General features: G+C 60.2%; 25 protein-coding genes, 6 pseudogenes and 2 other annotated features. Of the genes and pseudogenes, 8 read left to right on the forward strand and 23 right to left on the reverse strand.

The window, feature by feature from the left end:
- Position 1: 1 nt before the first annotated feature.
- Together P3W85_RS35680 and P3W85_RS35685 are read left to right on the forward strand one after the other, a co-directional pair.
- Positions 2-688: a DAPG hydrolase family protein gene (locus P3W85_RS35680; protein ID WP_276268229.1), complete on the forward strand. Its 687-nt coding sequence runs from the start codon at positions 2-4 to the stop codon at positions 686-688.
- 201 nt (positions 689-889) lie between these two features.
- Positions 890-1,429 (forward strand): annotated as a pseudogene (locus tag P3W85_RS35685) (IS6 family transposase); the annotation flags it as partial.
- Between the two features lie 81 nt (positions 1,430-1,510).
- Here P3W85_RS35685 and P3W85_RS35690 read toward each other — a convergent pair.
- A pseudogene (locus P3W85_RS35690) lies at positions 1,511-1,657 on the reverse strand (IS6 family transposase); the annotation flags it as partial.
- Between the two features lie 176 nt (positions 1,658-1,833).
- Here P3W85_RS35690 and P3W85_RS35695 point away from each other — a divergent pair.
- Positions 1,834-2,550 (forward strand): DNA alkylation repair protein, encoded by a 717-nt coding sequence (locus P3W85_RS35695; RefSeq protein WP_276268230.1) that lies wholly within the window; start codon positions 1,834-1,836, stop codon positions 2,548-2,550.
- Positions 2,551-2,835: 285 nt separating this feature from the next.
- Here P3W85_RS35695 and P3W85_RS35700 read toward each other — a convergent pair whose 3' ends face one another.
- The 3 genes from P3W85_RS35700 to P3W85_RS35710 are packed head-to-tail and all read right to left on the reverse strand — an operon-like array spanning position 2,836 to position 4,108.
- On the reverse strand, positions 2,836-3,084 hold the full coding sequence (locus tag P3W85_RS35700; protein ID WP_276268251.1) for an H-NS family nucleoid-associated regulatory protein: 249 nt from the start codon (positions 3,082-3,084) through the stop codon (positions 2,836-2,838).
- Positions 3,085-3,134: 50 nt separating this feature from the next.
- Positions 3,135-3,329 carry a tyrosine-type recombinase/integrase gene (locus tag P3W85_RS35705; RefSeq protein ID WP_276268252.1) on the reverse strand — a complete coding sequence of 65 codons (195 nt, stop codon included), beginning with the start codon at positions 3,327-3,329 and terminating at the stop codon, positions 3,135-3,137.
- Positions 3,251-4,108: a hypothetical protein gene (locus tag P3W85_RS35710; protein WP_276268254.1), complete on the reverse strand. Its 858-nt coding sequence runs from the start codon at positions 4,106-4,108 to the stop codon at positions 3,251-3,253. The genes P3W85_RS35705 and P3W85_RS35710 overlap by 79 nt, the downstream gene beginning before the upstream one ends.
- Positions 4,109-4,291: 183 nt before the next feature.
- Between P3W85_RS35710 and P3W85_RS35715 the strand changes: the two genes are divergently transcribed.
- Complete coding sequence (locus P3W85_RS35715) at positions 4,292-4,492, forward strand: hypothetical protein (protein ID WP_276268231.1); 201 nt, start codon at positions 4,292-4,294, stop codon at positions 4,490-4,492.
- A gap of 321 nt (positions 4,493-4,813) precedes the next feature.
- A complete protein-coding gene (locus tag P3W85_RS35720) occupies positions 4,814-5,122 on the forward strand; it encodes an EthD family reductase (protein WP_276268232.1) in 309 nt (102 codons plus the stop codon).
- 234 nt (positions 5,123-5,356) lie between these two features.
- Here the strand turns inward: P3W85_RS35720 and P3W85_RS35725 are convergent, their stop codons facing one another.
- The 10 genes and pseudogenes from P3W85_RS35725 to hisD form a co-directional block, all read right to left on the reverse strand.
- Positions 5,357-5,596: an H-NS family nucleoid-associated regulatory protein gene (locus tag P3W85_RS35725; RefSeq protein WP_276268253.1), complete on the reverse strand. Its 240-nt coding sequence runs from the start codon at positions 5,594-5,596 to the stop codon at positions 5,357-5,359.
- A gap of 1,525 nt (positions 5,597-7,121) precedes the next feature.
- Positions 7,122-8,045, reverse strand: a pseudogene (locus P3W85_RS35735) (IS3 family transposase); the annotation flags it as partial.
- Positions 7,656-7,772: a sequence feature (AL1L pseudoknot), on the reverse strand. It overlaps the preceding pseudogene by 117 nt.
- Positions 8,046-8,093: 48 nt before the next feature.
- The gene (locus P3W85_RS35740) at positions 8,094-8,585 is read right to left on the reverse strand and encodes an alanyl-tRNA editing protein (RefSeq protein ID WP_276268234.1); all 492 of its coding nucleotides are present in this window, start codon (positions 8,583-8,585) and stop codon (positions 8,094-8,096) included.
- A 124-nt stretch (positions 8,586-8,709) separates the two neighbouring features.
- Positions 8,710-9,465 carry an SDR family oxidoreductase gene (locus tag P3W85_RS35745; protein ID WP_276268235.1) on the reverse strand — a complete coding sequence of 252 codons (756 nt, stop codon included), beginning with the start codon at positions 9,463-9,465 and terminating at the stop codon, positions 8,710-8,712.
- Positions 9,466-9,543: 78 nt separating this feature from the next.
- Complete coding sequence (locus P3W85_RS35750; protein WP_276268237.1) at positions 9,544-10,944, reverse strand: GntP family permease; 1,401 nt, start codon at positions 10,942-10,944, stop codon at positions 9,544-9,546.
- 123 nt (positions 10,945-11,067) lie between these two features.
- Complete coding sequence (locus P3W85_RS35755; protein WP_276268238.1) at positions 11,068-12,024, reverse strand: 3-hydroxyacyl-CoA dehydrogenase; 957 nt, start codon at positions 12,022-12,024, stop codon at positions 11,068-11,070.
- A gap of 3 nt (positions 12,025-12,027) precedes the next feature.
- A complete protein-coding gene (locus P3W85_RS35760) occupies positions 12,028-12,918 on the reverse strand; it encodes an N-acyl homoserine lactonase family protein (RefSeq protein ID WP_276268239.1) in 891 nt (296 codons plus the stop codon).
- A 45-nt stretch (positions 12,919-12,963) separates the two neighbouring features.
- A complete protein-coding gene (locus tag P3W85_RS35765) occupies positions 12,964-13,509 on the reverse strand; it encodes a hypothetical protein (RefSeq protein ID WP_276268240.1) in 546 nt (181 codons plus the stop codon).
- A 20-nt stretch (positions 13,510-13,529) separates the two neighbouring features.
- Positions 13,530-14,291, reverse strand: coding sequence for an SDR family NAD(P)-dependent oxidoreductase (locus P3W85_RS35770; RefSeq protein ID WP_276268241.1), 762 nt, complete (start codon positions 14,289-14,291; stop codon positions 13,530-13,532).
- A 159-nt stretch (positions 14,292-14,450) separates the two neighbouring features.
- Positions 14,451-15,764: a histidinol dehydrogenase gene (gene hisD / locus P3W85_RS35775; RefSeq protein ID WP_276268242.1), complete on the reverse strand. Its 1,314-nt coding sequence runs from the start codon at positions 15,762-15,764 to the stop codon at positions 14,451-14,453.
- A gap of 212 nt (positions 15,765-15,976) precedes the next feature.
- Between hisD and P3W85_RS35780 the strand changes: the two genes are divergently transcribed.
- Complete coding sequence (locus tag P3W85_RS35780) at positions 15,977-17,032, forward strand: LacI family DNA-binding transcriptional regulator (RefSeq protein ID WP_276268243.1); 1,056 nt, start codon at positions 15,977-15,979, stop codon at positions 17,030-17,032.
- Between the two features lie 77 nt (positions 17,033-17,109).
- Here P3W85_RS35780 and P3W85_RS35785 read toward each other — a convergent pair.
- The 6 genes and pseudogenes from P3W85_RS35785 to P3W85_RS35810 form a co-directional block, all read right to left on the reverse strand.
- A pseudogene (locus P3W85_RS35785) lies at positions 17,110-17,280 on the reverse strand (IS3 family transposase); the annotation flags it as partial.
- Positions 17,227-17,283: a sequence feature (AL1L pseudoknot), on the reverse strand. It overlaps the preceding pseudogene by 54 nt.
- A 281-nt stretch (positions 17,284-17,564) precedes the next feature.
- Positions 17,565-18,743, reverse strand: coding sequence for a M24 family metallopeptidase (locus tag P3W85_RS35790; protein ID WP_276268244.1), 1,179 nt, complete (start codon positions 18,741-18,743; stop codon positions 17,565-17,567).
- A gap of 106 nt (positions 18,744-18,849) precedes the next feature.
- Positions 18,850-20,043 carry a trans-sulfuration enzyme family protein gene (locus P3W85_RS35795; RefSeq protein ID WP_276268245.1) on the reverse strand — a complete coding sequence of 398 codons (1,194 nt, stop codon included), beginning with the start codon at positions 20,041-20,043 and terminating at the stop codon, positions 18,850-18,852.
- 15 nt (positions 20,044-20,058) lie between these two features.
- Positions 20,059-20,781 carry an amino acid ABC transporter ATP-binding protein gene (locus P3W85_RS35800; protein ID WP_276268246.1) on the reverse strand — a complete coding sequence of 241 codons (723 nt, stop codon included), beginning with the start codon at positions 20,779-20,781 and terminating at the stop codon, positions 20,059-20,061.
- Positions 20,778-21,425 (reverse strand): amino acid ABC transporter permease, encoded by a 648-nt coding sequence (locus P3W85_RS35805; RefSeq protein WP_276268247.1) that lies wholly within the window; start codon positions 21,423-21,425, stop codon positions 20,778-20,780. Before P3W85_RS35805 ends, P3W85_RS35800 begins: the two co-directional genes overlap by 4 nt.
- Positions 21,426-21,437: 12 nt before the next feature.
- On the reverse strand, positions 21,438-22,271 hold the full coding sequence (locus tag P3W85_RS35810) for a substrate-binding periplasmic protein (protein ID WP_276268248.1): 834 nt from the start codon (positions 22,269-22,271) through the stop codon (positions 21,438-21,440).
- A gap of 141 nt (positions 22,272-22,412) precedes the next feature.
- Between P3W85_RS35810 and P3W85_RS35815 the strand changes: the two genes are divergently transcribed.
- Together P3W85_RS35815 and P3W85_RS35820 are read left to right on the forward strand one after the other, a co-directional pair.
- A complete protein-coding gene (locus tag P3W85_RS35815; RefSeq protein WP_276268249.1) occupies positions 22,413-23,618 on the forward strand; it encodes a M24 family metallopeptidase in 1,206 nt (401 codons plus the stop codon).
- A 75-nt stretch (positions 23,619-23,693) separates the two neighbouring features.
- Entirely contained in the window at positions 23,694-24,455 is a 762-nt protein-coding gene (locus P3W85_RS35820; RefSeq protein ID WP_276268250.1) for an IclR family transcriptional regulator, read from the forward strand.
- 6 nt (positions 24,456-24,461) lie between these two features.
- Here P3W85_RS35820 and P3W85_RS35825 read toward each other — a convergent pair.
- The 3 genes and pseudogenes from P3W85_RS35825 to P3W85_RS45685 form a co-directional block, all read right to left on the reverse strand.
- Positions 24,462-24,638 (reverse strand): annotated as a pseudogene (locus P3W85_RS35825) (IS5-like element ISCARN85 family transposase); the annotation flags it as partial.
- A gap of 9 nt (positions 24,639-24,647) precedes the next feature.
- Positions 24,648-24,865: pseudogene (locus P3W85_RS35830) on the reverse strand (RHS repeat domain-containing protein); the annotation flags it as partial.
- Between the two features lie 51 nt (positions 24,866-24,916).
- Positions 24,917-25,058, reverse strand: a 142-nt coding sequence (locus P3W85_RS45685; RefSeq protein WP_430869684.1) for an H-NS family nucleoid-associated regulatory protein, incomplete at its 5' end; no start/stop codon positions are given.

The following is a 25,058-nucleotide window of genomic DNA, read 5'->3' on the forward strand; positions in this document are numbered from 1 at the left end:
GATGGATTTATCTGAAGCGCACGCCTTGCTCGATCCGGCTCCGCTTGCTCTGGAGACCGGCTATGAACGTCTTGCGAGCGGCGTCTTGCACGTGGCCTGCCGCACGGAACTACACGGCTGTACGGGGGAAATGTTTGAATGGTGGTTCCGCTTTCGCCCAAATACGCAGCAGTACATCTGGTGGCATCCGGCCGACCATGTCTCCAGCGAGTGGGCAGAGGGTCAAGATGGGACACATATCGGGTCCATTCATCTCGTCGAGGAGCACTTCTCCGGATCGCCAGCGGAAAAGCTCGCGATTCAGTTTCGTCATCCCCATGAGTATTTCGATGGCGCGGCGTACGACGATGCCAGGGATCGGGGTGCCGTCAGCGCGGCGGTTTGCGGCCGCGTAGGCATGGGGGATGCGCCTGGCCGCACTGGCAGCGGCGAAATACTTGGCGGCCGGCTGTTGCACATGGGGCGCGATACGCCATCGGGAATGACGCTGAGAAGTCATTTCTACCTTGGCGAAGATATGCCCGCGCAAGGGCATGACGCCGAGGAGATCAAGGCGGCATTTCCCGATGTATTCGGACAGGCACTGCTCATGCACTGCTACAACGAATTCACCTTCCTTTCCCGCTTCCTGCCCTCGCTCTATATCGCAGAGCATCGGGATAGCGTCAAGGTTCGGCTACCATGGTGAGAGGCAGGCAAATTTTTTCGGCCAAACCATTTCCTTCATTTTGCTGTGTCATGAACTAAGCCGATCATCGATTGATGCGCAGCGTGGGCGGAGCCCAAGGCTGCGCATTAGTTGGCAGCTAAGGTCGTCACGGAGGTTCTGTCGCAGTAAGCCTTCGATAGAATATGCTGGTGTCGGACTCAGCAAGCGTTGGTGGCAGTCATGAACCCGGAAGTGGCGAAGGTCTTGAAGCGTTTGCATTACCCGCTGGAGGTGATGCTGACCTGTGTGCGCTGGTACGTGGCCTATCCGCTGAGCCTGCGACATCTCGAAGAGATGATGGCCGAGCGTGGCGTCTCGGTGGACAATTCGACCGTGCACCGCTGGGCACTGAAGTTGCTGCCGGCGTTGAGCAAGATCTTTCGCTCTCACAAGCGCCCGGTGGGCAAAAGCTGGCGCATGGATGAAACCTACATCCTGGTGCGCGGTCAGTGGAAATACCTGTACCGAGCGGTGGATAAGGCCGGCCATACCATCGACTTCCTGCTGCGCGCCCAGCGAGACAAGGCCGCGGCGCGGCGCTTTTTCGAGAAGGCCATCGCGCACAACGGCCAGCCCGATTCAGTGACCATCGACGGCAGCCCGGTCAACCTGGCGGCCTTGCGCGACATCAACGCCGAGCAGGAGGCTCCCATCGCCATTCGACAGGTCGAGTATCTGAACAACATCGTCGAGCGAGACCATCGGGCCATCAAGCGCCAGACTCCGCACGAAAGTACCCGCCAAGGGGCTCTGTCGCGATAAGGACGCGGCGACGAGCGAAGTGGGGGCGTTGGGATTCGCTCAGGCGGCTAAGGCATAGAATTGGTCAGCGGCCGACGGATTGCTCCCTTCGTGGCACTGCATCTGGCCCTTGGCGATCATATGCATGAGCTCGATGCCGCCCAGCAAGGTGCGCGCGCAGCGAAAGTCCTTGAAGCCAAGCATTGGTGCCTTGATGATATACGGCGAGTGACCGCTTCGCGCTGACAAAGTGGAGCGAACGCTGATGGCCGACATCTGCCTGACGGAGGCAGTGTTCACAACGTCGTCGTAGCTGTTCACCCCCATACCGCAACGGATGTTCATACCATTCGTGCTATGCACAAGCATCGGAGCCAACAGGCATGACGGCAGAACGGCCAACTCTCCCCACTGACATCACTCCCGAGACCTACGTCGGGCACATCCGCCGCGCGCTGCAGCCGCTGGCCGATCCGGCCGCCGCTGCCCAAATGCGCGCCTACATGCGCGATCAGTTTCCGTTTCTCGGCATTCCCACGCCGGCCCGCCGGCGAGCGCTGCGCGCCCTGCCGACCGTGCCGTGGCGCGACCGCGAATGGGTGGCCGTCGCGCAACTGCTGTGGCGCGAACCCGAGCGCGAGTACCGCTATGCAGCCGCGGATCTGCTGCGCAAATACGCTGCCCGGTTCGATGCCACGCGGATCGCGCCGATCCTCGCGCTCGCCCAGTCCGAGCCATGGTGGGACACAGTCGACAGCCTCGCCGTTACGATCGGCACCGTGATCGCGCGCGAGCGAAAAACCGATGCCGACGCGCAGGCCTGCGCTGATGCTTGGCTCGGGCATGACTCGCCGTGGGTGCGGCGCGTCGCGATGCTCCACCAACTGGGCTGGCGGCTAGAGACGGACGAGGCGCGGCTCTTCCGCTACGCGCGAACGTTGGCGCCGGAGACCGACTTCTTCATCCGTAAGGCGATCGGCTGGGCCCTGCGCGACTACGCGAACTGGAATCCGGATGCAGTGTCAGCATTCCTCGCCGCCCATCGCTACAGCCTTTCCGCGTTGACGCTTCGCGAGGCTGGGAGGCACCTGCAAGCTTGACGACAGACGTCTCGCGGATGCATGGTGGCGAAAGGCGGAAGGGCTCAGTCGCCCAGCCGTACGACCGAGATCGTCGCCGGGATGTGGCCGAGCACCGGACTCAGATGGCAGCTCGTCTGCGTCGGAGCTTACGGTTCCGTTTGCACGAAGGCGCTGTACGTTACCGTTCATTTTGGTGATTCTTCTTTGCGCCCCGTCAATACGGCGATTGGCGGCGCGAAGCGCGAGTTCTTCGCGTGATCGGTCATCCATCGCCCTTTAGCCGGAGATTGGAGCACGGCACAACTAGACCCGGAAGAATTCGGGCGACTGCCCCGCGTTGACCGCCCACTGCAACCAGACTGGCATCTCGCCCTGCCCGTCCCATTTTTGCCCTTCGGCGTTGCGGTAGGTGCGCGCCGGCTCGGGAACCGGCGGCGGTGCCTTCTCGGCGAAGCAGCCGGCCGCCTGCAGGTCGGTCAAGGTCAGACCGTGCCTGGCCATCTGCACACGGATCCACACCGTGGCTGCGGCGCGCTCAATCTCAAGAGATATAGGTATAACGTTTTGGTAGTCGGAAAGGTGCAACGATTTGGGCCGCACAATCAATCATCATTGCCGGCATCCCACACGGCCTGCATCGCTTCCATGCGCCGCGCGTCCTCGGTCGTCACGTAGCGGCTGGTCGTCGCCAGCGAGCCATGGCCGGCATTCTGCTGCATCACCTCGATCGGCACGCCGGCCGCCAGCGCATGCGAAATGTGTGTATGCCGCAGCCAGTGCGTGCTGGCGGCCTCCAGCCGATCCGCGCGGCGCGGATCGGCGAGATGCAGCGTGCCGGCACAGTCATCAGGAACCTCTTGATCTGCTTGGCGAGCGTGACGGCGCTGATCTCGGCTGCGGAACCGACGGGGTTGGCGGCGGTGTGCGCACCGGCCCACGGCGCCCGCTCGCCCAGGTCGGTGGTGTGGCCGAGCAGCGTGACGCCGCCCGGGACCCGGTTGGCTCCCCGGTCGGCCGGATGGCCGCGCGCCACCAGATACGCCCCATGCCGCGCGATCGCCCCCGGCGGCACTGGCACGCGGCGCAGCTTGTTGCCCTTGCCCACCACTTCCAGACACCGGCCCTCGATCCGCTTCTTGGTGCCGGCGCGGTGGCCAGCACCGGGCAGGTTGACCCACTCCAGATGGCCGGTGGTGGCAGCGACCACTTCCGACAAGCGCAGGCGGGTGGCGTGCCGCAGCGGCAAGACGACCTGCAGGCGCTGGTGGGCCGAGATGGGCGGCAGTGCATCGAGCTGGGCCAGCTCGAACGTCCATTGGTCCTCGGTCAGGCTGCGCCCCACGTCCAGTGCCGGCCGGGCCTTGCGCGGCACGTGGATGCCGTGCCAGGAATCGCCCATCAGGTAGTTCTGGTCGGCCAGGAAGCGGTAGAGGTTGTTGAGCACCCCGAGCGCGTAGCCCTGCGCGCGCGACGACAGCGGGCCCTCGAAGGGCCTCCAGACCGGGATCCACCGCTCGCGCGAACGCGGGGCGTACCAATCCACCGTCGGCGGTGACAGGCTCTGGCGCTGCTTCACTTTGCGGCATTGCCGCATATATCTGACTTGATGCCGGCGATAAAGAAGTCTATTGTGGCCGTTCGGTGCACGCTCCCAGTTCCTCGCACCGATGACCCACTGCCGTCGCCACCGTCCACTGTGGAATCGAGCTCGGGGAAGCAGTCGTAGTTCGTTTTTCCAACCGCGACAAAGGAGGCCGAGATGCTAAGTCCGCATGAAATCGCCGCGCTACTGCTGCTTGGCGACACGCAGGAGATCGACGACCTCGAGCCCGAGCAATTGGACACCTTGTTGGTTCACAAGCTGGTCACGTTGGAGCATGGTCATGATACCGGCGATGCCTACCCCCGCCTGACAAGTCAGGGGCATTCCATGCTCGAAGCCGTGCGCCGCATTCGTTAAGAGTCAGTCAGCTTGTACCGAAGAGCAAACGGAGCGCTCTCGGCACAGCGGCCGTAATAGCTGTAGCTAGTTGTCCATCAAGCGCCCGACCCCGAAGGATGGAATGGCGGGGGGGCGTGACTTCGTAGCGTTCCACAGCGCGTGCCCCAAGCCATGCCCCTGTCGACCCACGCCGGAACCCGCTGCGAACCACAGTTTTGTACCGTTATGCATCAAGCGCACCGGACAATACGTGTCCTGACGGAAAAGGGGTTCACACGCTATAGGAAAGCTACAGGAGCAAACTCAGGCTCTATCTAACTCACGTTTGGAGAAACCACGATGGCAAAGCTGGTGGTGCTATACAAGAAGCCTGCGGACACGGCGGCGTTCGATTCCTATTACTTCTCGACCCATGTTCCGATCGCCAAGAAGATCGCCGGCCTGCGACGCTACGAGGTCAGCAGCGGCCCAGTTACAAGCCCGGCCGGCGATTCGCCATTTCACCTGGTTGCGGTGCTGAACTTCGATTCGCTGGCGGCGATCCAGCGGGCAATGGCTTCGCCTGAGGGCGCAGCAGCAGCAACTGACGTGGCCAATTTTGCCCAGGCCGGCGTTGACATGCTCATATTCGACACGAAGGAAGTTTAGGCCGGCAGTTCACGGCTCATTTTTTGCAGGAAGGGGATGTGCCCGCTATCACAAGGGCCATGGCAGGCGCCCGGGAGTTGTCGCCACACCGCGAGGGACGCGCGCATTTGATAGCGGTTTGGGCGAATCTTGGCATGCCCCCAACCTCACGCCATCGAGCATGGGCCCCACCTCGTCGTACCCAATTCTCGGCGCCGTCGCAGGTCTCGAAATTAGCAGGGTCGATTTCTTGTGCTACCTGACGCGAAAAAACTCTACCGTCTGCCCGGCATTGACCGCCCGCCGCAGCCAGTCCGGCATCTCGCCCGTCCCGTCCCAACTCAGCCCCTCGGCATTGCTGTAGCAGACCGGGCGCGGGCTCGGCGGCGGCGCAAAGCACCCGGCCGCCTCCAACTCTTCCATCGTCAGCCCGTACTCGAGCATCTGCGCCCGGATCCAGCGGATCGCGTCCGCCCGCTCAATTTCCATTGCCATCGTTACCGTCATGTGGTTTGAGGGGGAGCGCCGGCGCACTCGGTTCTTCATTCGTGATCGGCCCTTGGCCACCGGCCTTCCGCCGCGCGCCCGTTCCTGTTCGGTCGAGAATTGGGTACGTAGCTCCATCAGCGGACGGCCAGCTGCCTCCAGCTCCGCCCCCCAGGCCCCCAGCCGCGCCAGGGTTGCAGCATTGGCTTGCCGCTCGGCATGACGCACCTCTGATGTTCACCTTGTCGCCCCGCAGCGGTAGGCCCCCTTGGGGAGGATATTCGCCAAGACTGGGCGCGTGCGAGGGGCGCTTGCGGGGGAGGTCCCGGCCCAGCCGCTTGCCGGCCACATACGCGCCGGCCGTGATTCCGGAGTCAAATGGAACCAGGGCCGGCAGGCGGGACGGCCCATTAGCGTCACATACGGAGCGTGAACTGCAGACTGCCTAGGTTTGCTGCGGGCTCAGGACTCCATACACCGGGCACGCGGCACCTCGTCAGCGTCCGCAGCGTCTTCGGAAACAGGCCGATTCTGCAGGCGGCTGTGCATGGCCTCGCATCGGATCAACATCATCGCTGCGGGATCCTCTTCACCGCCGGCACTACCAGCCTCAGCAGCGACCCGCAGATATACTTGCCGGGAGGCAACGGCGACGATCACAAGGATGGCGCTGACGCCGAAGGCTCGGACTGCAACTTGGAGGTATTGCCCCATGGCTAAATTGAACCGTGTAGCAGGAGGTGACGGGTAGGGAGACTACACGAGGATCTCTCGGGACGGTGCCATGCCGTTGCAGGATTGACATAATAGGTTTCGCCGCAGCAGGGTTAAATAGCACGTTGAGTGACAGCGCATGGCGGTACTGAAGAGAATGTCCTGAAAAGCGATCGAGGCCTTACCGACCGGCCGCTACTGGGCCACGCCACGCGCGCCCTTCCCGCTGGACGTTCCCAATGGCCATGATGAGGTCTGCCCTGGCGCCCAATGCATCAGCGACGGCAAATGGGTCACCTTCTATCAGGGCGGGGAAGAACAGGCCGTGGGGTACGTTTCGCCCCCGCCAAACAGTCGAGTCAGTTTTTCGCTGCACGGGCGTTATGTTAGAAATGACGTCAACGGGGGACCATCGGCTCGCCTCGCCTTGTCGGCCTGGACCTTACCGAGGGCTGACCGAAGCGTTAGGGGAAGGCGCAAAATTGCTTCAAGTGTCGGCCGGAGGAACAGATTTTTTGCAGCTCCCGGCGTTTCTTAAAGCAAAATTGATGCCGCCGCCGTTCAAACGACTTGCCGGCGGTGAACAGCGGGAACAACGCGAGGCATTCGCAGCCCCCCTTTCGCGGTATATAGAAGCGCCCACGCGGTGCCGAGAATAAGCGGCTTCCAGAATCGCTGCAGTTCTCCTTTGAGGCCAGCACCCGGATGACCAATTGAGCCAAGGGCAGGACGGATGCTCCTGCGGCAACGACCATGTTTGCGTTTTCCCATTGCAACTCCTCGTTTGATGGAGGTGTTGCAACGACCGGTTGAATTCGCCTTGCGAACCCCTGTCGGAGTGGTGGATGAGAGATCCATCCTTGCCGGGCTGGCGAGCGTAAAGCGCCTGTTCAAGTGCGTCCAGAACGAAGTCCGTGGTCATCGACGAGCTGACACGCCAGCCGACGATGCGCCGGGCGAACACGTCGATCACAAACTCAACGTAAAGCTAACCCTGCCACGTCGAAACGTAGGTGAAGTCCGAAACCCAGAGCTGGTTCGGCCGCTCGGCCCCGAACTGACGATTGACGAGATCCAGCGGGCGCGCTGCTGTCGTATCGGGAATCGTCGTGCGAACCCGCTTGCCGCGAATCACCCCACGCAAACTCTGCTGCTTCACCAGCCGCTCGACCGTGCAGCGCGCCACCGTTATGCTCTCGCGGTTCAACTGCTTCCAGACCTTATCGGCCCCGTAGACCCGCATGTTGGCCTGCCGGACTCGCTTGACGTCGGGCCGCAGCAGTTCATCGCGTTTGGCTCGTGCAGAGCGCCGCGATGGATCGCGAAGCCGCGCGGCGTGGCGCCGATAGCCCGACGGGGCAATCCGCAAGACCTTGCAGATCGGCTCGACCCCGAAGACGTCGCGGTGCTGATCGACAAAGGCCTTCAGGACTTCAGACGGCGGTCGAGCTCCGCCTGGGCGAAAAACGCGCTCGCCAGATACAGGATCTCGTTGGCTCGGCGCAGTTCCTTTACCTCGCGCTCCAACGCCTTGAGGCGTTCACGCTCCGACGTGGTCACGCCGTCGCGCTCGCCGCTCTCGACTTGCTCTTGCTTGACCTAGCAGCGTCTGGCTCGTGCAACCGATCATCGGTGCAATGGATTCGACTGCCGCCCACAGCGACGGATGCTCGCTACGTTGCTCTCGAACCGGACGTACGGCCCGCTCTCGGACCTCGGGGGAAAACTTGGTTTGCTTGCTCATAGGCTTCATTCTCTCAAGAGTTGGAGCCTCCACTAAACCCGGGGCGGTTCAGACTTGTCCTTCCTGAAACGTGTAGCGCGGCGAGGCGGCAGCAACCTGCTCATTGGCAAGTCGCTCGATTGTGTCGGCAGTCATCAACTCCATGCCTTGCCCCGCTTCGAAAACGACGCGCGCCTCGCCCGGCCAGTGATGGGCCTTCACGGCCTTCCAGCCCAGTCGTTCACCGCAATAACCTATCAGATGACCAGCCGAGTGCAGTCGCGCGTGCAGCACGCGATGAGGTGAAGATACCTGGATACAGGCACTACCGATTGGCTCCTCCCGGTCGCAGATGTGGATCACGTCGTCATTCACCTGAATGACCCGAATCACGCTAGCCTGCCCGATCGTGCCGACGTCCGATGGCTGCCCGCCGCCGTGGGGATGAATGAGCGTTGCAGACAATTCAACATGGAAAGTGCCATCGACAGCCTGGCTACACCCCACCACGTCGACATTCATATCGAGATCGTCACTGCGCAGATAGACACGTCGCTCCATGTTAGTCCTTTCCTCATACTCGACCGGTGGAGGATTCCCCCAAGACTGATGCATCGTATACCGGGCTTGGCTGCGGGACTTGTAAAAAATTGATTGCGGGCCTGGCTACGGGACAAGGTAGGTGTCAGCTCCCGGGGCGGACCTTTGCTGCCGGCCATCCACCGGAGAAATCGACCACCGCACCGGTCAGGAAGCGAGACTGGGTTGATGCCAGGTACCGAATCAGATCGCCGATTTCCTCGGGATGACCAAGTCGACCCACAGGTACCTCTGACTTCACGTATTCCCTCCCGGCCGGGGCGTCGATGAAAACGGCGCGCGGGTAGTAGGCTTCGCTGTAAAGGAAGTTTGGGGCGACTGCGTTCACTGCAATATTGAGCGGGGCAAGTTCAATGGCAAAAGAACGAAGCAGGGCATTTGCTCCAGCCCTGGCCGCATCGGGAATTGCCGCGCCATACATCGGAAGATGCGTTCGGCATGAGGTGATCATGACGACGTTCCCGCCGCCCTGGGCCTTGAAATGAGGGATTGCAGCCCTCACTAGTGCGAACGGCCGGACCACAAGCATTTCGAGCGTCTGCCGGAGGTCATCCAGCGATACATCGGTCGAGGATCGGTGTATCGCCGGGTAATGGTCATTGCTGACGATGGCGTCGACGCGACCGGCTTTTTGCCATGCTGCCTCAAGCAGGAGCTCAGGCGTTTCGGCGCTCAGAAGTTCTGCACCCGGATGCAAGGCGACGAACTTGTTCCAGTCATCCTGGACGGTGAATGTGTCGTCTTGCACGAAAACGCGGAAGCCTGCTTGCAGCAATGCGGCCACCGCAGGCGGACCGGCGTAGCCAGAGGTATTCGTAACTAGGGCGACCTTTTGATCCATGGTTTGCTCCTGATTCATTGAAAATATGAACGTGCATGCTTGCACGTGCTGCCTCGGGCGACAGCCGTGAGTCCTCTCTCAAACCACACCGAATGAGTAATAGAGACCAATCACGAAGAATACGGCGAGCGTCTTGATCATCGTGATCGCAAAGATGTCACGATAGGATTCCCGGTGCGTCAGACCGGTCACTGCAAGCAATGTGATGACGGCACCGTTATGCGGCAGCGTATCCATGCCTCCGCTCGCCATTGCCACGACGCGGTGAAGCACCTCGAGCGAGATTTGCGCGGCTTGTGCACCTTTCACGAACAGATCTGACATCGCAGCGAGGGCTATGCTCATCCCGCCCGACGCCGAACCCGTCATGCCTGCGAGGGCACTGACAGACACCGCGGCCTTTACAAGCGGGTTGGGGATACTCCCGAGCGTGCCGATGACAGCAGCAAAGCCCGGCAACGTGGCGACGACACCTCCGAAACCGTATTCCGAAGCGGTGTTGACTGACGCGAGCAACGCCCCGGCGACCGCAGCCTTGGTTCCAGCTGCAAACCGGTCACGCAGTTCGCGGAAAGCGGTGGCAACAACCAGCAGAATGCCCAGAAGCAGAGCGACTTCCACGGACCAGATTGCCAGGACGGAGTTGATCGTAGTCGTCACCGGGGAGTGAAGGCCCGGCAGGACATCCGGTGCAATCGTATATGTCGGTCCGTACCAGGCAGGAATCGCGCGGGTGAATGCGAAGTTTGCAACACCAACGAGCAACAGGGGCGCGATGGCCACGAGCGGATGTCGAAGTACGCGTGATACCACTCTCTCCGGTTCATTGACAAGGGCCGTCCCATATCCTTCGCCCTTTGCCATCGCGGCGCGGCGTCGCCACTCAAGGAATGCGAGCCCGACGATGACGATGAACAGCGATCCTGCAATGCCGAGGCCGGGCGCCGCCCACGCTGTTGTCTTGAAGAAGTTCGTCGGAATGATGTTCTGGATTTGCGGGGTGCCGGGAAACGAATCCATGGTGAACGAAAACGCCCCCAGGGCGATCGCGCCTGGCATCAGTCTCTTCGGAATATTGCTCTGTCGGTAGAGTTCCGCAGCGAAGGGATAAACCGCAAACACGACAACGAACAGCGAGACGCCACCATAGGTGAGCAATGCACAGACCGCGACGATGACTGCATTCGCGCGGGAGCGGCCGATATAGCGGATTGCCGCATGAACAATGGCTTCGGAGAAACCCGCCAGTTCGATCACTTTCCCGAAAACGGCACCGAGCAGAAAGACAGGAAAGTAGAGTTTCACGAATACGACCATCTTCTCCATGAAGATTCCAGAGAAGACGGGCGCAACCGCGGCAGGTTCCGTCAGCAGGACTGCGCCAAGTGCCGCGAGCGGGGCAACCAGAATGACACTAAAGCCGCGGTAGGCAGCAAACATGAGAAACGCCAGCGATGCGGCGATGATGACGAACGACATTGTGTCTCCAGACGATACTTGGAATACCAACCGCGGGCGGTACGGCGGTCGCACCACAAGGGCCTGCCTATATCCCCCCGTTCTGATGACGGCGGTTGTCTCCCACACGGCAATCTAACCGGCTTAGCGTCCTGCTGCGGAGCGTCGCTGTGCGGCGAACTCCATTAGCCGCTCATCGCGCCAATCCCTGCGTTTGGCCAGATCTTGCATCGACAAGTGCTGACGGCGATCTTTCTCCACCTGGGCTATCCACTGCGCATCCCATGGGCCGTCCGCGATCCGCGACTGGGCTATCGAGTAGTAGAGCGGCCCAAGCCTGTTGGCGTAGTCGGCCACGCCGCCGAGCGCATTGAGGTCGATGGTTTCAAATGGCCCCATGAATGACCATCGCCAGCCCAACCCGTCACGCACGGTCTTGTCGATGTCCTCGCAACTCGCAATTCCCTCGCGGTGCAATGCCCATGCCTCGCGCAGCAATGCCGCCTGAAGACGATTGAGCACGAATCCTTCGATTTCCTTGCGCACGTGCACAACGCTCTGTCCAATGCCAGCCATCAGCTTGTCGACGAACGTGACAGTCTCTTCCGATGTCTGGCTGGACGGTACGAGTTCGACGACGGGTACGAGATAAGGGGGATTGACCGGATGAGCGATCAGCACCCGAGGCGAGATCCCCAAGTCGCTAGCAAAGGCCGAGGCGGGAATGCCGGAACTCGAGCTGCCAACCATGACGTTGCCGTCTGCGACGCGATCGATGTCTTCCATCAGCCTGCGTTTCACGTCCACGCGCTCAAGTACAGATTCCTGTACGTATGCCGCGCCGGCAACCGCCTCGGCAAGTGACGTTACCCGGGTCAGACTTGCGGCCACCTCTTCCGGCGATTGCTCGAGCAGGCCGTGTGCCTTCATGGCATTCAATTGCTCTACCGCCCACGGAATCGCCTGCTCTGAGATACGGGGATCGTTGTCGAAGATACGCACCGACAGGCCTGCGCGGGCAAAGGCAATTGCCCAGCCTGCGCCAACCAGGCCCGCACCAACAATGGCTACGGGCATATTGAAGTCAATTGTGGATTTCATATTTCAGTTGACCATTGAGTCGTGATCGGCAGACAGACATATCTCGCTGATCCGAAGGTTGTTCCTGGTAATTCGCGAGGGGAACGTGTCGCGCAGGCGCTCCTCGTGGATCGGAATGACGCGTCGCATTTCGTGTTGCACAGACTTCATCATCTCTTCGGTGGCAAGAAGGAGATTGGTCTGGCTTCCCACAGCGAGGCCTACGGGGTTGTACATCTTTTCGACGCCAATCGAGGCACCATCGAACTCCAGGTTTTCGAACACGTAGACAAGGTCGCCTGCCAGCACCCAACTGTCTTGTGAGGGAACGCGGCCATCGTTGCGAACATGCACCCACTGGCTGCCGTAGGTATGACTGTCAAACGCCGCATGAAGGTCGATGCCCGGCAGCACGTCTTCGCGATCTCCCTCAACCACTACCAGGCGTCCCTGTCTCGCGAGGTCGACTGCGCGCAGGATGTCCGAAGGGTCGACAGCCCCCATCAGCCAACGCATGCGGTCTGGCAACGACATGGCCCAGATCCATTTCGACAGCTCGCGCTCCTGGATGTAGAAGGTTGCGTTCGGGAAATCATCCGTATTACCGAGGTGGTCGAAATGTGCATGCGTGATGAACACAGTATCAACGTCTTCGGGCTTCACGCCGCATTCCGCCAGAACATCTCTGGGCGAGTGCCAGTTCTCGACGCCGAAGCGGTCGCCGAGCATTCCGCCGTACTCCTTGTGGTTGTATCCCACATCAACCATTACGACGTGGCCGTTCCCCTTGATCAGCACATAGCAATAGGGCAGCTTTACATATCCCTCGTTATGCGCACCGTAAATCACTCCGCTCTTATGGTAATTCGTGACATAGCTGTACTCGAGTACCCACACCGAATAGCCTGCACCCATGCTTATCTCCTGTTATTGTCATGACTCGTTTCCATATGGATATACTCAGCCGCTGCAACAGCAGCAGGCTTGGCTGAAGTCCACGGGATTGAGGCCGAGCGATGCGTCAGACGCCAAACGCACGAGCGCGTTAGCGCGTTTGAGTTGATCCGTCCACGCCGACACCTGTTCGCGGACATGTTCTTGCCCATACGTCGTGCTCGCGAACTGGTCCGTCACTTCACCGACCAAGGACATTGCACGACACAGCGCCCAATGGCGACGTGAGGCCCCCTTTGGCGCTGCAATAGATCGAATCGCATCGGAACACTCGCGAGCACGTTCGATCGGTGTTGTTACCGCCTCGAAATCGCGGTCGAATCGACCACTTACTTGCGCGAGCAGGAACAGTCCCGCGAGTTGGCCTATCAGCCTTCCGAGATTGTCGTAAAGCGGGCGAACCGCAAGTGCATATGCAATCAACTCGTCCTGAGTGACTGCAATGTCGGCGAGTGGATCGATGTCTTCCGGCGGGACGTCCAGCGCGTCGCAACCCGCAAGGTGCACGAGCGGTTTCTCCAACGCTGATCGATGTGAAGTTGCGGGAACCATGGAATTGCCTCCTCTGGTGTTCAGGCTGCGGTCCAGCCACCATCGAGCATGAGCGCGCTGCCAGTCATCAGCGAGGACGCGTCGCTCGCAAGGAAAACAATGGCACCCATCACTTCCTCAACGCGACCGACGCGGCCCAGCGCAATCTTCGACGTCACCCAGTCACGAAACCCGGGTTCCTTGAACATGTCGGCGGTAAATGCCGTTTCAATAAACGTGGGGCAGACAGTGTTCACGCGGATGCAATGAGGCCCGAGCTCCCACGCCAGCGCCTTCGTCATGCCCTCGATGGCATGCTTGGTCGCGCAGTAGACGGTACGGCCCGGGCTCCCTACATGCCCCATCTGCGACGAGACATTTACGAATGCACCTCTCTTGCCACATTCCAGCAATTTCCTCGCTACCGCGCGCGACACGTAAAAGGCAGCCTTGACGTTCAACGCCATGACCGCGTCAAGGTCTTCGTCCGTTACGTCGACCAGCTTCATGGGTCGATTCATTCCGGCGCTGTTGACGAGGATGTCGAACGGTTGCCGAGCCGCCACGGCTTCGCTGACCAAACGGGAATTTGTTACGTCCAGGACCATGCAGTCGCTTTCACCCCCTGCCGCGTTTATTGCTTCACTCGCTGCTTCGATTTCTGTTGCAGTTCGCGCTGCGAGCGTTACCTTTGCGCCAGCTTGTGCGAGCGCCGCCGCAGCGGCAAGGCCTATACCTCTTCCTGCGCCTGTTACGAGCGCCGTTTTTCCATCAAGACGAAAATCAGGAAGCATTGGCAACATAAGTAATCCTAGAGATACAGGCCAGATCGCCAGCTAATCGAGGACGCGATACAAGGCAAACAGGGCGTTGCGTTGCAAAGATCCAGAAACGATCCTCATCAAGATGCGGTCATGCTCGATGTCGCAGCGGACCATGCAATGTGATTCGTAGCCGCGGAATCAGGCGGGAACGGCCGTGCCGTAGGGCACGTCGCGGTGTCCGTAACGGCGAACGCGCAGATTGGCCTGCTCGCCGTGCGCGATCATGCCTTCAATCGCGCAGAGTCGTGAGCAGTAGGAGCCGATCATCGCACTGGCTTCGTCTGTTAGAACCTTCTGGTACGTGCAGGTCTTGATGAACTTGCCCACCCACAGACCGCCGGTATAGCGAGCCGCCTTGCCCGTTGGCAGGGTGTGGTTCGTTCCGATGACCTTGTCTCCGAACGCAACATTGGTTCGCGGCCCGAGGAACAGTGCACCGTAGTTCTTCATGTTCTTGAGGAAATAGTCCGGGTCGCGTGTCATGACTTGCACATGTTCCGACGCGATTCGATCGGCTTCCTTGACCATTTCTTCCAACGTGTCCGTGACGATGACCTCGCCATAGTCGTGCCACGACACGCCGGCCGTATTTGCGGTCGGAAGAATCTTGAGGATACGTTCGACTTCGGCAATCGTGTCCTTTGCCAGCTTCATCGAGTTGGTCAGGAGCACTGCCGGCGTATTGAATCCGTGTTCAGCCTGGCCCAGAAGATCGGTCGCGCACATTTCGGCGTCGACGCTGTCATCCGCAATGATGAGCGTCTCGGACGGGCCAGCGATCAGGTCGATGCCGATACGGCCAAACAACTGACGTTTTGCCTCGGCGACAAATGCGTTGCCCGGTCCGACAACCATCGACACGGGGTCGATCATTTGCGTCCCCAGTGCCATCGCCGCGATGGCCTGAACGCCACCGAACGTATAGATCTCGTCCGCGCCTCCAAGGTGCATCGCTGCCACGACTGCCGGATTGGGCCTGCCTTGAACAGGCGGCGACGCGGTGATAATGCGCTGCACGCCCGCAACCTTGGCCGTCACAACGCCCATGTGAGCCGACGCGACGAGCGGAAATTTGCCACCAGGCACGTAACACGCAACGCTATCGACCGACATGTTCTTATGCCCGAGAACGACGCCAGGGAGCGTCTCAATTTCAATGTCCCGGATCGATTCGCGCTGAGCTTGTGCAAAATTGCGGACTTGAGTCTGTGCAAATTTGATGTCCTCAAGCTGGCCAGCGGAGAGGGAGCGCAAGCAAGCACCGATTTCGTCTTGCGTCAGGCGGAAGCTCTCGGGTGACCAGTTGTCGAACTTCTTCGACAACTCCGCTACGGCCTCATCACCCCGCTTTGTGACGTCGGCAAGGATTCCCGTAACGGTGTCTCGAACTTTCGCGGCGTCCTGGGACGATTCTTCGGCGCTACGGCCAAGCTTCAGATGTTGGATTGCCATTTTCTGAATTCCTGTTGAGAATGGGTGGGCAGAATCGGAGGCCTGCAATTTGCACTACGTTTGCAGTTAATGGGTGCAAAGTTAGCACAATATCCCGTGCAAAAAACCTGCAAATGGTACAAACTTACCCTAGATACTGCGCTTGCAGCGACGAGCGAAGTCCCTCCAAGTGCGCCATGCACCTTATTTTCGTTTTCTTTTGACGCAGAGTTATGCAAAACAATGCAAAAAAATCCGGTGGGCCGCGCGCAACAAAAATCAGGCTAGAGGATGTGGCTGGACGACTGGGCATCTCCGTGTCCACTGTTTCACGTTCACTGGCAGGTCATCCCGCGATTAGTGAAGAGACGCGTGGGGCTGTGCATGCCGTCGCGGCAGAACTCGGTTATCGGATCCCAACCCAGGGGCGTCGCGGGAAGAAGCCTCCAACCAAACTGATTGGGGTCGTGGTCGGCGCGCTTCACAACCGGTTCATGACCGTGTTGCTCACGCATCTGCACGATGCTCTCCAGGAACTCGGATATCAGATCGCGCTCGTCATCGACTCGATGAACGATTCCCAGAACCTGCTGGCTTTCCGGCCTCTGATTGATGGCTATCTGGACGGTTTGATTTTCGCCACTGCGACGCTCGATTCACCGGTGGTCGCCGAGATGCAACGGCGGGGAATCCCATTGGTGCTTGTCGTCAGGTCGGTTGACGATGTCATGGTCGATACCGTGGAGATCGATAACGTTCACGCGGGAGCCGTTGCCGCCGAACATCTCTATCAGCTAGGCCATCGCAGGATCGGGCTTGTCATGGGACCGAAAAACACTTCGACCAGCCGGGACCGCGCAAAAGGGGCATTGAGCTGGCTTAGAGACGCGGGACTGCCGACAGATGCGATATCTGTCGTCTGGAGTGAATACACAACAGAAGCAGGCTATTCCAGTGCGGTCTCAATGCTCAACGAGCCCAGACCCGTCACGGCTATTCTTGCCGGAAATGACACGATCGCCCTTGGCGTTCTCGAGGCAGCCAAACGCCGGGGCATGCAAGTCCCAGAACAGCTTTCCATCATCGGCTTCGACGATACGCCCTTGGCCAATTCTCCGCTGGTTGGACTGACATCGATACGGCAGCCGGTCGAAGCCATGGCACGGACGGCCGCACGGCGCCTGGTCGAGCGCATTCGTGTCGGGGGCGTGGGAGCGCCCGTCCACGATGTTCTGCCCATTCAACTCGTACGACGCGACACCACCGGTCCTGCGCCAGACGCGAGCTGAGCCCGGAAGCCTCAGCACTAAAACCGGCGAGCTTGGAACTCGGCCCTCAAGTCAAGTTGTAACGGCTTCATTGGAGACCGCATGTTGGCCTGCCACATGCGCTGAATCGCTGGCATGAGGGCATCGTCGCGGTGTGCCCAGGTGCAGCGCTTGTGCTGCTCGCGTAACAGTGCCGCGTGCCGCCGATAGCCCGACGGGGCGATCTGCAAGACCTTGCAGATCGGCTCGACCCCGAAGGTGTCGCGATGCTCTCAGAGTGCTGAGCCTCCACAAAATCCGGGGCGATTCACTCCCTGCTTGAGGCAGGCAACGATCAACTCCCTCTTGGCGGCTTCGTCGTAGACGCTGCGACCGTCACTCTTGCGCCCCACAACCAACCGGCCCTCAACTCTGCGTACTGCTCTGTCATGTCTACCTGTCCATGTTGCTCTACATGGGCACGTAGCCTCACAGCTCATCGCTCCCTGAACAAGAGCGTGGTTTATTGACGGCTTACCAAGGACCAGTATCCGTTCAACGAATTAGTGGCGACTCACAGCACTCTCAGAGTGGCATCAAGAGTAGTCAATGGCTCAGCGCCGTTTTCGGTCACCAACATCATCTGCTCTGTCATCATGCCTCCCCACTCGATTTCGTAGTAGGGCGTTTCAATACAGATGACCATGCCGGGCTGCAAGATTTCCTGATTGCCTTCAACAATGCGCGGACGTTCGTTGCTGTTCACGCCGATTCCATGTCCGCAGTTGTGGCGATCGAACGCTGGCAATCCTGCCCTGCGTGTCGCGTCGACCGCGGTCCGGAACAATTCACCAGCTGACACACCGGGCCGAATGGCTTGCCGCTCAGCGGCAAGGCCCGTCGAGATCGCTGAGAACCTCGCTTCCTGTTTTGGCGTTGCCTGGCCTATGAAGGCGGTCCGGGCAATGTCTGCCCAGTAGCCCTGGTATGTGCAGTCCAAGTCAAGCCTCAACGTATCGCCGTGCGCAAGCCTTCTCTGTGACGGCGGCGCGTCGACCAGCGCGGTACGAGGTCCGGAGGTGACCGTCAGCGACCTGGGCATCCCGCCGCCGCGCACGATCTCCGAAGCGACCAGTGCGGCCAGTTCGCACTCGGTGACGCCGATCTTCGCGTTCTCGAAAGCCACTGCAATGCCGCGCTCAAGCAGTCTGTTCGCATGGCGAAGCAACTCGATCTCTCCGGGCAACTTGACCACCCTGCAATCGAGTAGTCTTGCTGTGATGTCCTCAATCCACCAATTCTTCAAACTCGCTGTCAGCTGGTCCTTCGAGGGAATTCCTGTGTGATCCAGACCGAGTAGGCAGTGCTCAGGAAGAATGCTTCCTAACGCAGCATCGAGCGCGGCGTCGAAGGATGTATATGCAGATCCCCAGTGCTTGGCTCGATCGATGCTCTCGACGAAGAAGGTTCCGTAGCAGAACAAGCTTTCCTGTGGGAGGAGTTCGGAAGCTGGCGGGCCATCGCCTGCGCCCAGTACCAGCGCCACGCGCTCGGGCGAAACGAGCGCCGCCATCTGGTAGTAGCGGTAGAGATCGTGCCCTGTACTTCTGTAGCCAGTGAGGTAGCCTATGTGCGCAGGATCCAGCGTCAACACGGCGCCGACACGGGGACATGCTTCAAACAGCTTGTGTCTGGCCTTCGTCGCAAGTTCGACAACGTCGACAGAAGGCGTTGAAGAATTCTTGGGGGTCATGAATGGGGCTCCAATTCAAGCGAGAAATGTGGTCACCGGATGAACCGGCGGACGAGCTCCAGCACCAACCCGTACCGGGCTGTTGTCTGCTCTGCAGGACGCAGTGCTAGCGGCTTGGATCGGCGAGCGCATTTAACATGTTTTCAAGGTCTCGCCACAGGTCGGAAGGGCTTTCAAGACCTATGCTGATACGCAGATAGACCGCATCCCGGTCCATGTCAGCGAAGGAGCGATCATTGGCCAATGACATCGGCGCAATGAGGCTACGGGTTCCGCCCCAGGATGCGCCGATGGCGAACACCTGCAGTTCTCCCAAGGCGCGGTCCACAGCTTGCTGCGATGTCCCGGCGAGTCTCAGCGTGAAAACGCCCGAGCTGCCCGCAAAATCTCTTTGCCACAACGCATGACTGGCTGAAGTCGGTAGTGCAGGATGCAGAACCTCCGCAATGCCTGCTCGACCCTCTATCTTCTGGGCGAAATCGGCCGCGACTTTCCCCACGCGCTCCAGCCTGACGCCCATGGTTTCTATGCCGCGCAGGGCGAGCGAACAATCGTCGGGGGATACTCCCACACCAAGATTGGCAAGTTGGCGGCGCACACGACCATACAGTTCGATGTCCGCGAAGCTCAGCGATCCAAGCAGCAGGTCGGAGTGGCCTCCCACGTACTTGGTCAGCGCTTCCGCGACCACATCGACACCAAGCTGAAGCGGCTTGCAATACAAGGCCGTTGCCCAGGTGTTGTCGCAGCCAGTCATAATTCCACGTGACCTGGCGATGCGCACGATGGCCGGAATGTCGGACACCTCCATCGAGGTCGAACCGGGAGATTCGATCCAGATGAGGCGCGTGCGTTCTGTGTCTGCCGCACGTTCGAGCGCCGGCAGGTCCAGTGGGTCGTAGACGCTGGTGGCCACCCCGCAATGAACAAGCAACTCGGAGGCAAACTGTTTGACCGGGGGGTAGACATTGTCTGGCAACAGCACGTGGTCGCCCGCCTTGAGCACCGTCAACATCAGCGCAGAAATCGCGGCCTGCCCCGAGGGAACGATGATCGTGCGGACCGCGCCATTCAGGCTTGAAAGCTGGGCTTCCAGTGTTCTGGAGGTCGGCGTGCCTGAAAGGCCATAGGTATAGCCATCCGGACTGCGCTGAGCGCGTTCGCGGTAGGCCTGGGGCGTGTCAAACACGATCGTTGACGCTCGGTAGACCGGCGTGGAGAAGCTCTGGTAGCCATCCAGGCTGACCGCTGGATGCTGCACACACAAGGTTTGGTCGTCAGGCTTTGCAAGTTGGGACACGGGACGCTCGATTGCTTAGAGTACTTTTGAAAGAAATTCCCGCGTGCGCGCTTCGCGCGGGTTGCCGAAGACTTCGGCTGGCGAACCGATCTCTAGGATCTGGCCGCCGTGCATGAAGGCCACGCGTTGTGCCGCTTCGCGTGCAAAACCCATTTCATGGGTCACGAGCACCATCGTCATTCCTTTGCGGGCCAGACCACGGATCACGTCCAACACCTCGCTGACCATTTCAGGGTCCAGCGCAGAGGTCGGCTCATCGAAGAGCATCACGCGCGGGTTCATGGCCACGGCACGGGCGATGGCCGCGCGTTGCTTCTGGCCGCCAGAGAGTTTTTGCGGATTGATGTTGGCCTTGTCGCTCAACCCCACCGATGCGAGCAGCGCTTCGGCCTGGCGCACCGCCTCCGCGCGGTCCGTTCCCAGCAGATGCGTTGGCCCCAGGATGATGTTCTCCAACACGCTCATGTTGGGGAACAGATTGAAGCCCTGAAAGACCATGCCGATCTTTCGCCTCAGCTGGTCGATATTGACGCCCTTGGCGAGAATGTTCTGGCCATCGACGGTGATCTCGCCGGTGTCGGCCTGCTCCAGGCAATTCAGGCAGCGCAGGAACGTCGACTTGCCCGATCCCGATGCGCCGATCAGGCAAACGACTTCCCCTTCCTCGACCGTCAGATTGACGCCCTTCAGAACTTTGAGGGAGCCGAACGACTTCTGTACATTGCTTGCGACGATCATCGCGGAATCCTCCTCTCGACATAGGCGCTGATCTGCTCGGCGATGAGATAGACGATCAGGTAGATCGCCCCTACAAGGCTCAGGACGCGGATGGTGTCGAAGTTCAACGCGTAAATGTTCTGGCCCGCCATGGTGAGCTCGGTGACGCCGACGACCGACAGCAGCGAAGTGTTCTTGAGCGTGACGCTGAACTGGTTGGCGATGTTCGGAATCATGGTCCAGAAGGCCTGCGGCAGGACGACCAGGCGCATCGTTTGGCCGCGGCTGAATCCGATGGAGCGCCCTGCCTCCATTTGTCCTTTGTCGATGGACTGGATTCCTGCGCGAACCACCTCCGCCAAAAATCCACCCGTGTACAGCGCCATCGCGATGCCCCCCGCGACCACGGCGGGCATTCTGATGCCGGTGAGCATCGGAAGTCCGAAGTAGACGAAGAGGATCTGCACCAGTAGCGGCAGGCCTCGTATAAGCGTTCCGTAGAACGCCGCGACGCCACGTGCAAACCTTGAGCCTGATATCTTCATCAACGCTAGGGGAAAGGCGATGAGGGTGCCGACAATCATCGATGTCGCTGTCAGGACGAGGGTGAGCCAGGCACCCTTCAGCAACATCGGGATGTATTCCAGCCAATTGGAAGTAGCCATCTTGAATTCTCGTCAATCCATGCCGTAAGACTTGAGGATCTTTGCGATCTCACCGCTGGCGCGCAACTGGGCCATGCCGTGATTGACCACATCGACCATCTTGCTGCCCTTCGGAAAGGCAAACGCAATGCCTGTTGGCTTGAGAACGCCACTGATCTGCTTGATGGTGGGTTGGGCCCCTTCGACACGCATCTGATGCGCCACGATGCCAGAGTCATAGATCATGGCGTCAACGTCGCCGGCCTTCATCGCCAGTTGCATGTTGGCGGGGTCCGGCAACACGCGCAGCGTGACGCCCCAGGCCTCCGCGTTTTCGCGTGCGATTCCCAGCGCGGCCGAGCCTTGCTCGCAAGCCAGGGTCTTGCCCTTCAGATCGGCCACGCTCTTGAAGGGACTGTTGACGGGGACAACGATGATGCCGCCCTGGGTGAAATAGGGATCGGAGAAGTCCACCACCTTCTTGCGCGCCTCCGTCACGAAGATGCCGGCGACAGCAATGTCGATCTGGCCCGCCTGGATGGCGGGAATCAGCGCATCGAACTTGAGCGGCACGTAGTCGATCTCGAGGTTCTCCAGCGCAGCAACCTTTTGCAGGATGTCATTGCTGATTCCCGAGTGCTTGCCGTTGCGCATGAAGGAGAAAGGCGGCACAACGGTCGTGACGCCGACGGAAATTTTGCCCGCCGTCGTGACGGCCAAGGCACTGGTGCTCACCAGTGCAGGCATCAACGCGCAGAGCGCGGGCGCGGTAAAGACACTGACAACAAGGGCTCGTCTTTTCAACATGTGAGAACTCCGGACCGGGATGTGAGGATTAAGTCTGCGGCACACTATCAGCAGCAGCACGGAATCGTGATTTATATAGGATCACTGTTCCGATAATATAAACGACGAGCGCCCGCTGCAGCTTGCTTTTTGTCATAGGTGTTTGTACTATAGCAACAGTGTTCCTATAATCGGTCCACCAATGACTTCGCCGGAGACACCATGACAGTGACCCATACGTTGGATGAGTTGCAGAAATCAACCGAAGGACTCAGTGCGCTGTGCCGGCAAAAATTCTTCGGCGCAGCGAAAGAACTCGACGCCGTGATCACCACGGATCCTGCACACGTGGGCTATCTGAGCGGCTATCGAAGCATCCTTCAGGACGTGACGCTGTACGCGCAGGCAGTGATCGCCACCCCGGAGCGCCTTGTTCTTGTCACCGGCGCCAGCGATGCGCCGGCAGCGCTCGAACGCTTGAGTGAGCCCTCGGCCATCTGGCGCTATGGGCTCTTCTACGTCAGCAGCGCACCGGGGGCCAAGGGCTATGAAGAGATGCCGCAGCACAGCGCTTCCTTTTCCGACGCCCTGTCGGCGGCGCTGTGCACCTTCGACATGCGTGGGCTGCGCGTCGGTATGGATGTTCGCAACGCATCAACGGCCCACGGCATCCAACAAAGTTTGAGCGGCGCCTCGTTTGTCGATCCGGCGTCGGCATTCAGGACCTCGCGCGCAACAAAGCTTCCGGGCGAACTTCATTTGATGCGGCACGCATCGCGCATCACGGACGAGGCCATCTGCGGAATCCTCCCCATGATTCGGCCCGGGACGACCGAACTGGAAATCGCCAGCGAGATCAGCCGGCATATGGTTCGCCACGGCGGGATCGCCCGCTTCGTCGTCGTCACTTCCGGAGAGCGAAGCTCGCGTGTCGATGCCTATGCACGGCACAAGGTGCTGCAAGACGGCGACCTGGTCCGACTGGACATTGGATGCACCGTTGAGGGCTACTGTTCGGACATGGCCAGAACACTGTGCGTCGGCATGCCAACGGATGTGCAGGATTCGCGCTACGCCGCACTGCTTGCCGGCGAGCAGGCAGAGTTGGCAGCCCTACGCCCTGGAATACTGGCAAAGGATGTGTATGACATCGCCATGCGCACGGTGCGCCAGGGCGCCTTGCCCAACTATCAGCGCAACCACTGCGGTCACGGGATAGGCCTGCATTCCCACGAATTTCCGCTCATCGGACCCGAGAGCCAAACGGTGCTCGAACCCGGAATGGTTTTCTGCGTCGAGACGCCCTATTACGAGATCGGCTGGGGCGGCATGATGGTCGAAGACACCGCTATCATCACGGATACCGGCCATGAACTGCTCACCAGCTCAGCACGTGCACTGCATCAGCCATCGGCCATCCACCCCTGAGAAAGCGGGCCGGCAACGCTGGGTTGCCGAGCTTCCTTTTTCGAGCAGACAAATTCCGAAATCCGAAGGATCACCTTGACCAAAAGCCAATCGCTCGAGCGCGGTCTGAATGTCATGGAGTTGCTGAACTCCTCTGATCGCCCGTTGGGTCCGCGTGAGATCGCAAGACAGATGTCCCTGAGCCCGGCCATCGTCCAGCGCTTGCTCAACACACTCACCGAGAAGCACTATGTGCGCCGTGACGCCGTGACCAAGCGCTACAGCATCGGCTACCAGATACTCGGCATCGGCGCATCGCTGATGACCAAGGACGCGATGTTGCTGGAGACGCAGAGAGAGCTCCAGGCACTGGCGAATCAAATGCGCGTCGACGCGTATTTGGCGGTGCTGCAAGACACAAAGGCGATCTATCTCTTGTGCATCCAGGGCCCCGGACCGGTCAGCGTGCGATGCGATCCCGGCCAGGTGATCCTGTTGCATTGCAGCGCGATCGGCAAGGCCATCCTCGCTTCTTTCTCGGACGAAGAGGCGCTGAAGTTGCTGGGCACCGAACCACTGCCGGCCGTCACCCCCCACACCATCACGGATCCCTTGGCACTGGTGGCCTCTCTGGCCCAAACGCGCGCAACAGGGTATGCGTACGTGGTCGATGAAAACGTCCCGGGAATCACTTCGGTCGGTGCGCTCATCGGCGACCCCTCGGGGCAAACGCGCTCGGCGATTAGCGCGGCATTTTCGCGACACATCACCCCGGAACTCAGCATTGAGCAGGTCGCCCATTGGGTCGTAGAGGCCGCCCATCGAATCAACAGTCGGCTGGCAGTCACCGGGGGCTAGGACCTGTTAACACGATCGAAGTCCGTCAGCGATCAGCGCGAAGCTGATGAAGCCAAGGAACATCACGTCGAGCTTCTCGAATCGCGAGAAGATTCGGCGGAAGCCCTTCAGGCGCCGGAACAGTCGCTCGACTTCGTTGCAGCGCTTGTACATCTCTCGGTCGTATTCCCAGGGCTCGAGCCTGGTCTTCACCGCCTTGATCGTGTTGCTGGAGGGGCTGCCCGTGGCGTCGGTATGGGTGTAGGCGGTGACCCGCGATGCCGCGTCATAGCTGACGGTCCGTGACCAGCCATTTGGGTGGCGCCGGCCCCGCTGGTGGCTCCCAGCGGGAGCTGGGTAAGCCGCCCATTGAGGTCAAAGCTGCGCTGATAGCCCGTCCCATTACCCCAGGTCCAGCCACTCGGCTTACCAAGCTGATATGACTCCCCGTGTCATTCGTCAAAAATCCGCCGCAGCTCCGGCTAACCGTTTGATTTCAAATCGGAGCTCCCCTTCACGACGGGCCCCCTGACTCCCGTTATGGGCACGCGGAAATGTTCCACGGTCTGCCCGGCGTTGACTGCCCGCTGCAACCAGTCCGGCATGGCACCGCGGCCGTCCCAG

The sequence above is a fragment of the Cupriavidus basilensis genome (assembly GCF_029335485.1).
Lineage (GTDB): Bacteria > Pseudomonadota > Gammaproteobacteria > Burkholderiales > Burkholderiaceae > Cupriavidus > Cupriavidus basilensis_E.

Bases quoted from the DNA above. Each gene is read 5' to 3' on its own strand.
- P3W85_RS35680 (WP_276268229.1), top strand. From the start codon at position 2: ATGGATTTATCTGAAGCGCACGCCTTGCTCGATCCGGCTCCGCTTGCT.
- P3W85_RS35695 (WP_276268230.1), top strand. From the start codon at position 1,834: ATGACGGCAGAACGGCCAACTCTCCCCACTGACATCACTCCCGAGACC.
- P3W85_RS35715 (WP_276268231.1), top strand. From the start codon at position 4,292: ATGCTAAGTCCGCATGAAATCGCCGCGCTACTGCTGCTTGGCGACACG.
- P3W85_RS35720 (WP_276268232.1), top strand. From the start codon at position 4,814: ATGGCAAAGCTGGTGGTGCTATACAAGAAGCCTGCGGACACGGCGGCG.
- P3W85_RS35725 (WP_276268253.1), bottom strand. From the start codon at position 5,596: ATGGCAATGGAAATTGAGCGGGCGGACGCGATCCGCTGGATCCGGGCG.
- P3W85_RS35740 (WP_276268234.1), bottom strand. From the start codon at position 8,585: ATGGAGCGACGTGTCTATCTGCGCAGTGACGATCTCGATATGAATGTC.
- P3W85_RS35745 (WP_276268235.1), bottom strand. From the start codon at position 9,465: ATGGATCAAAAGGTCGCCCTAGTTACGAATACCTCTGGCTACGCCGGT.
- P3W85_RS35750 (WP_276268237.1), bottom strand. From the start codon at position 10,944: ATGTCGTTCGTCATCATCGCCGCATCGCTGGCGTTTCTCATGTTTGCT.
- P3W85_RS35755 (WP_276268238.1), bottom strand. From the start codon at position 12,024: ATGAAATCCACAATTGACTTCAATATGCCCGTAGCCATTGTTGGTGCG.
- P3W85_RS35760 (WP_276268239.1), bottom strand. From the start codon at position 12,918: ATGGGTGCAGGCTATTCGGTGTGGGTACTCGAGTACAGCTATGTCACG.
- P3W85_RS35765 (WP_276268240.1), bottom strand. From the start codon at position 13,509: ATGGTTCCCGCAACTTCACATCGATCAGCGTTGGAGAAACCGCTCGTG.
- P3W85_RS35770 (WP_276268241.1), bottom strand. From the start codon at position 14,291: ATGTTGCCAATGCTTCCTGATTTTCGTCTTGATGGAAAAACGGCGCTC.
- hisD (WP_276268242.1), bottom strand. From the start codon at position 15,764: ATGGCAATCCAACATCTGAAGCTTGGCCGTAGCGCCGAAGAATCGTCC.
- P3W85_RS35780 (WP_276268243.1), top strand. From the start codon at position 15,977: ATGCAAAACAATGCAAAAAAATCCGGTGGGCCGCGCGCAACAAAAATC.
- P3W85_RS35790 (WP_276268244.1), bottom strand. From the start codon at position 18,743: ATGACCCCCAAGAATTCTTCAACGCCTTCTGTCGACGTTGTCGAACTT.
- P3W85_RS35800 (WP_276268246.1), bottom strand. From the start codon at position 20,781: ATGATCGTCGCAAGCAATGTACAGAAGTCGTTCGGCTCCCTCAAAGTT.
- P3W85_RS35805 (WP_276268247.1), bottom strand. From the start codon at position 21,425: ATGGCTACTTCCAATTGGCTGGAATACATCCCGATGTTGCTGAAGGGT.
- P3W85_RS35815 (WP_276268249.1), top strand. From the start codon at position 22,413: ATGACAGTGACCCATACGTTGGATGAGTTGCAGAAATCAACCGAAGGA.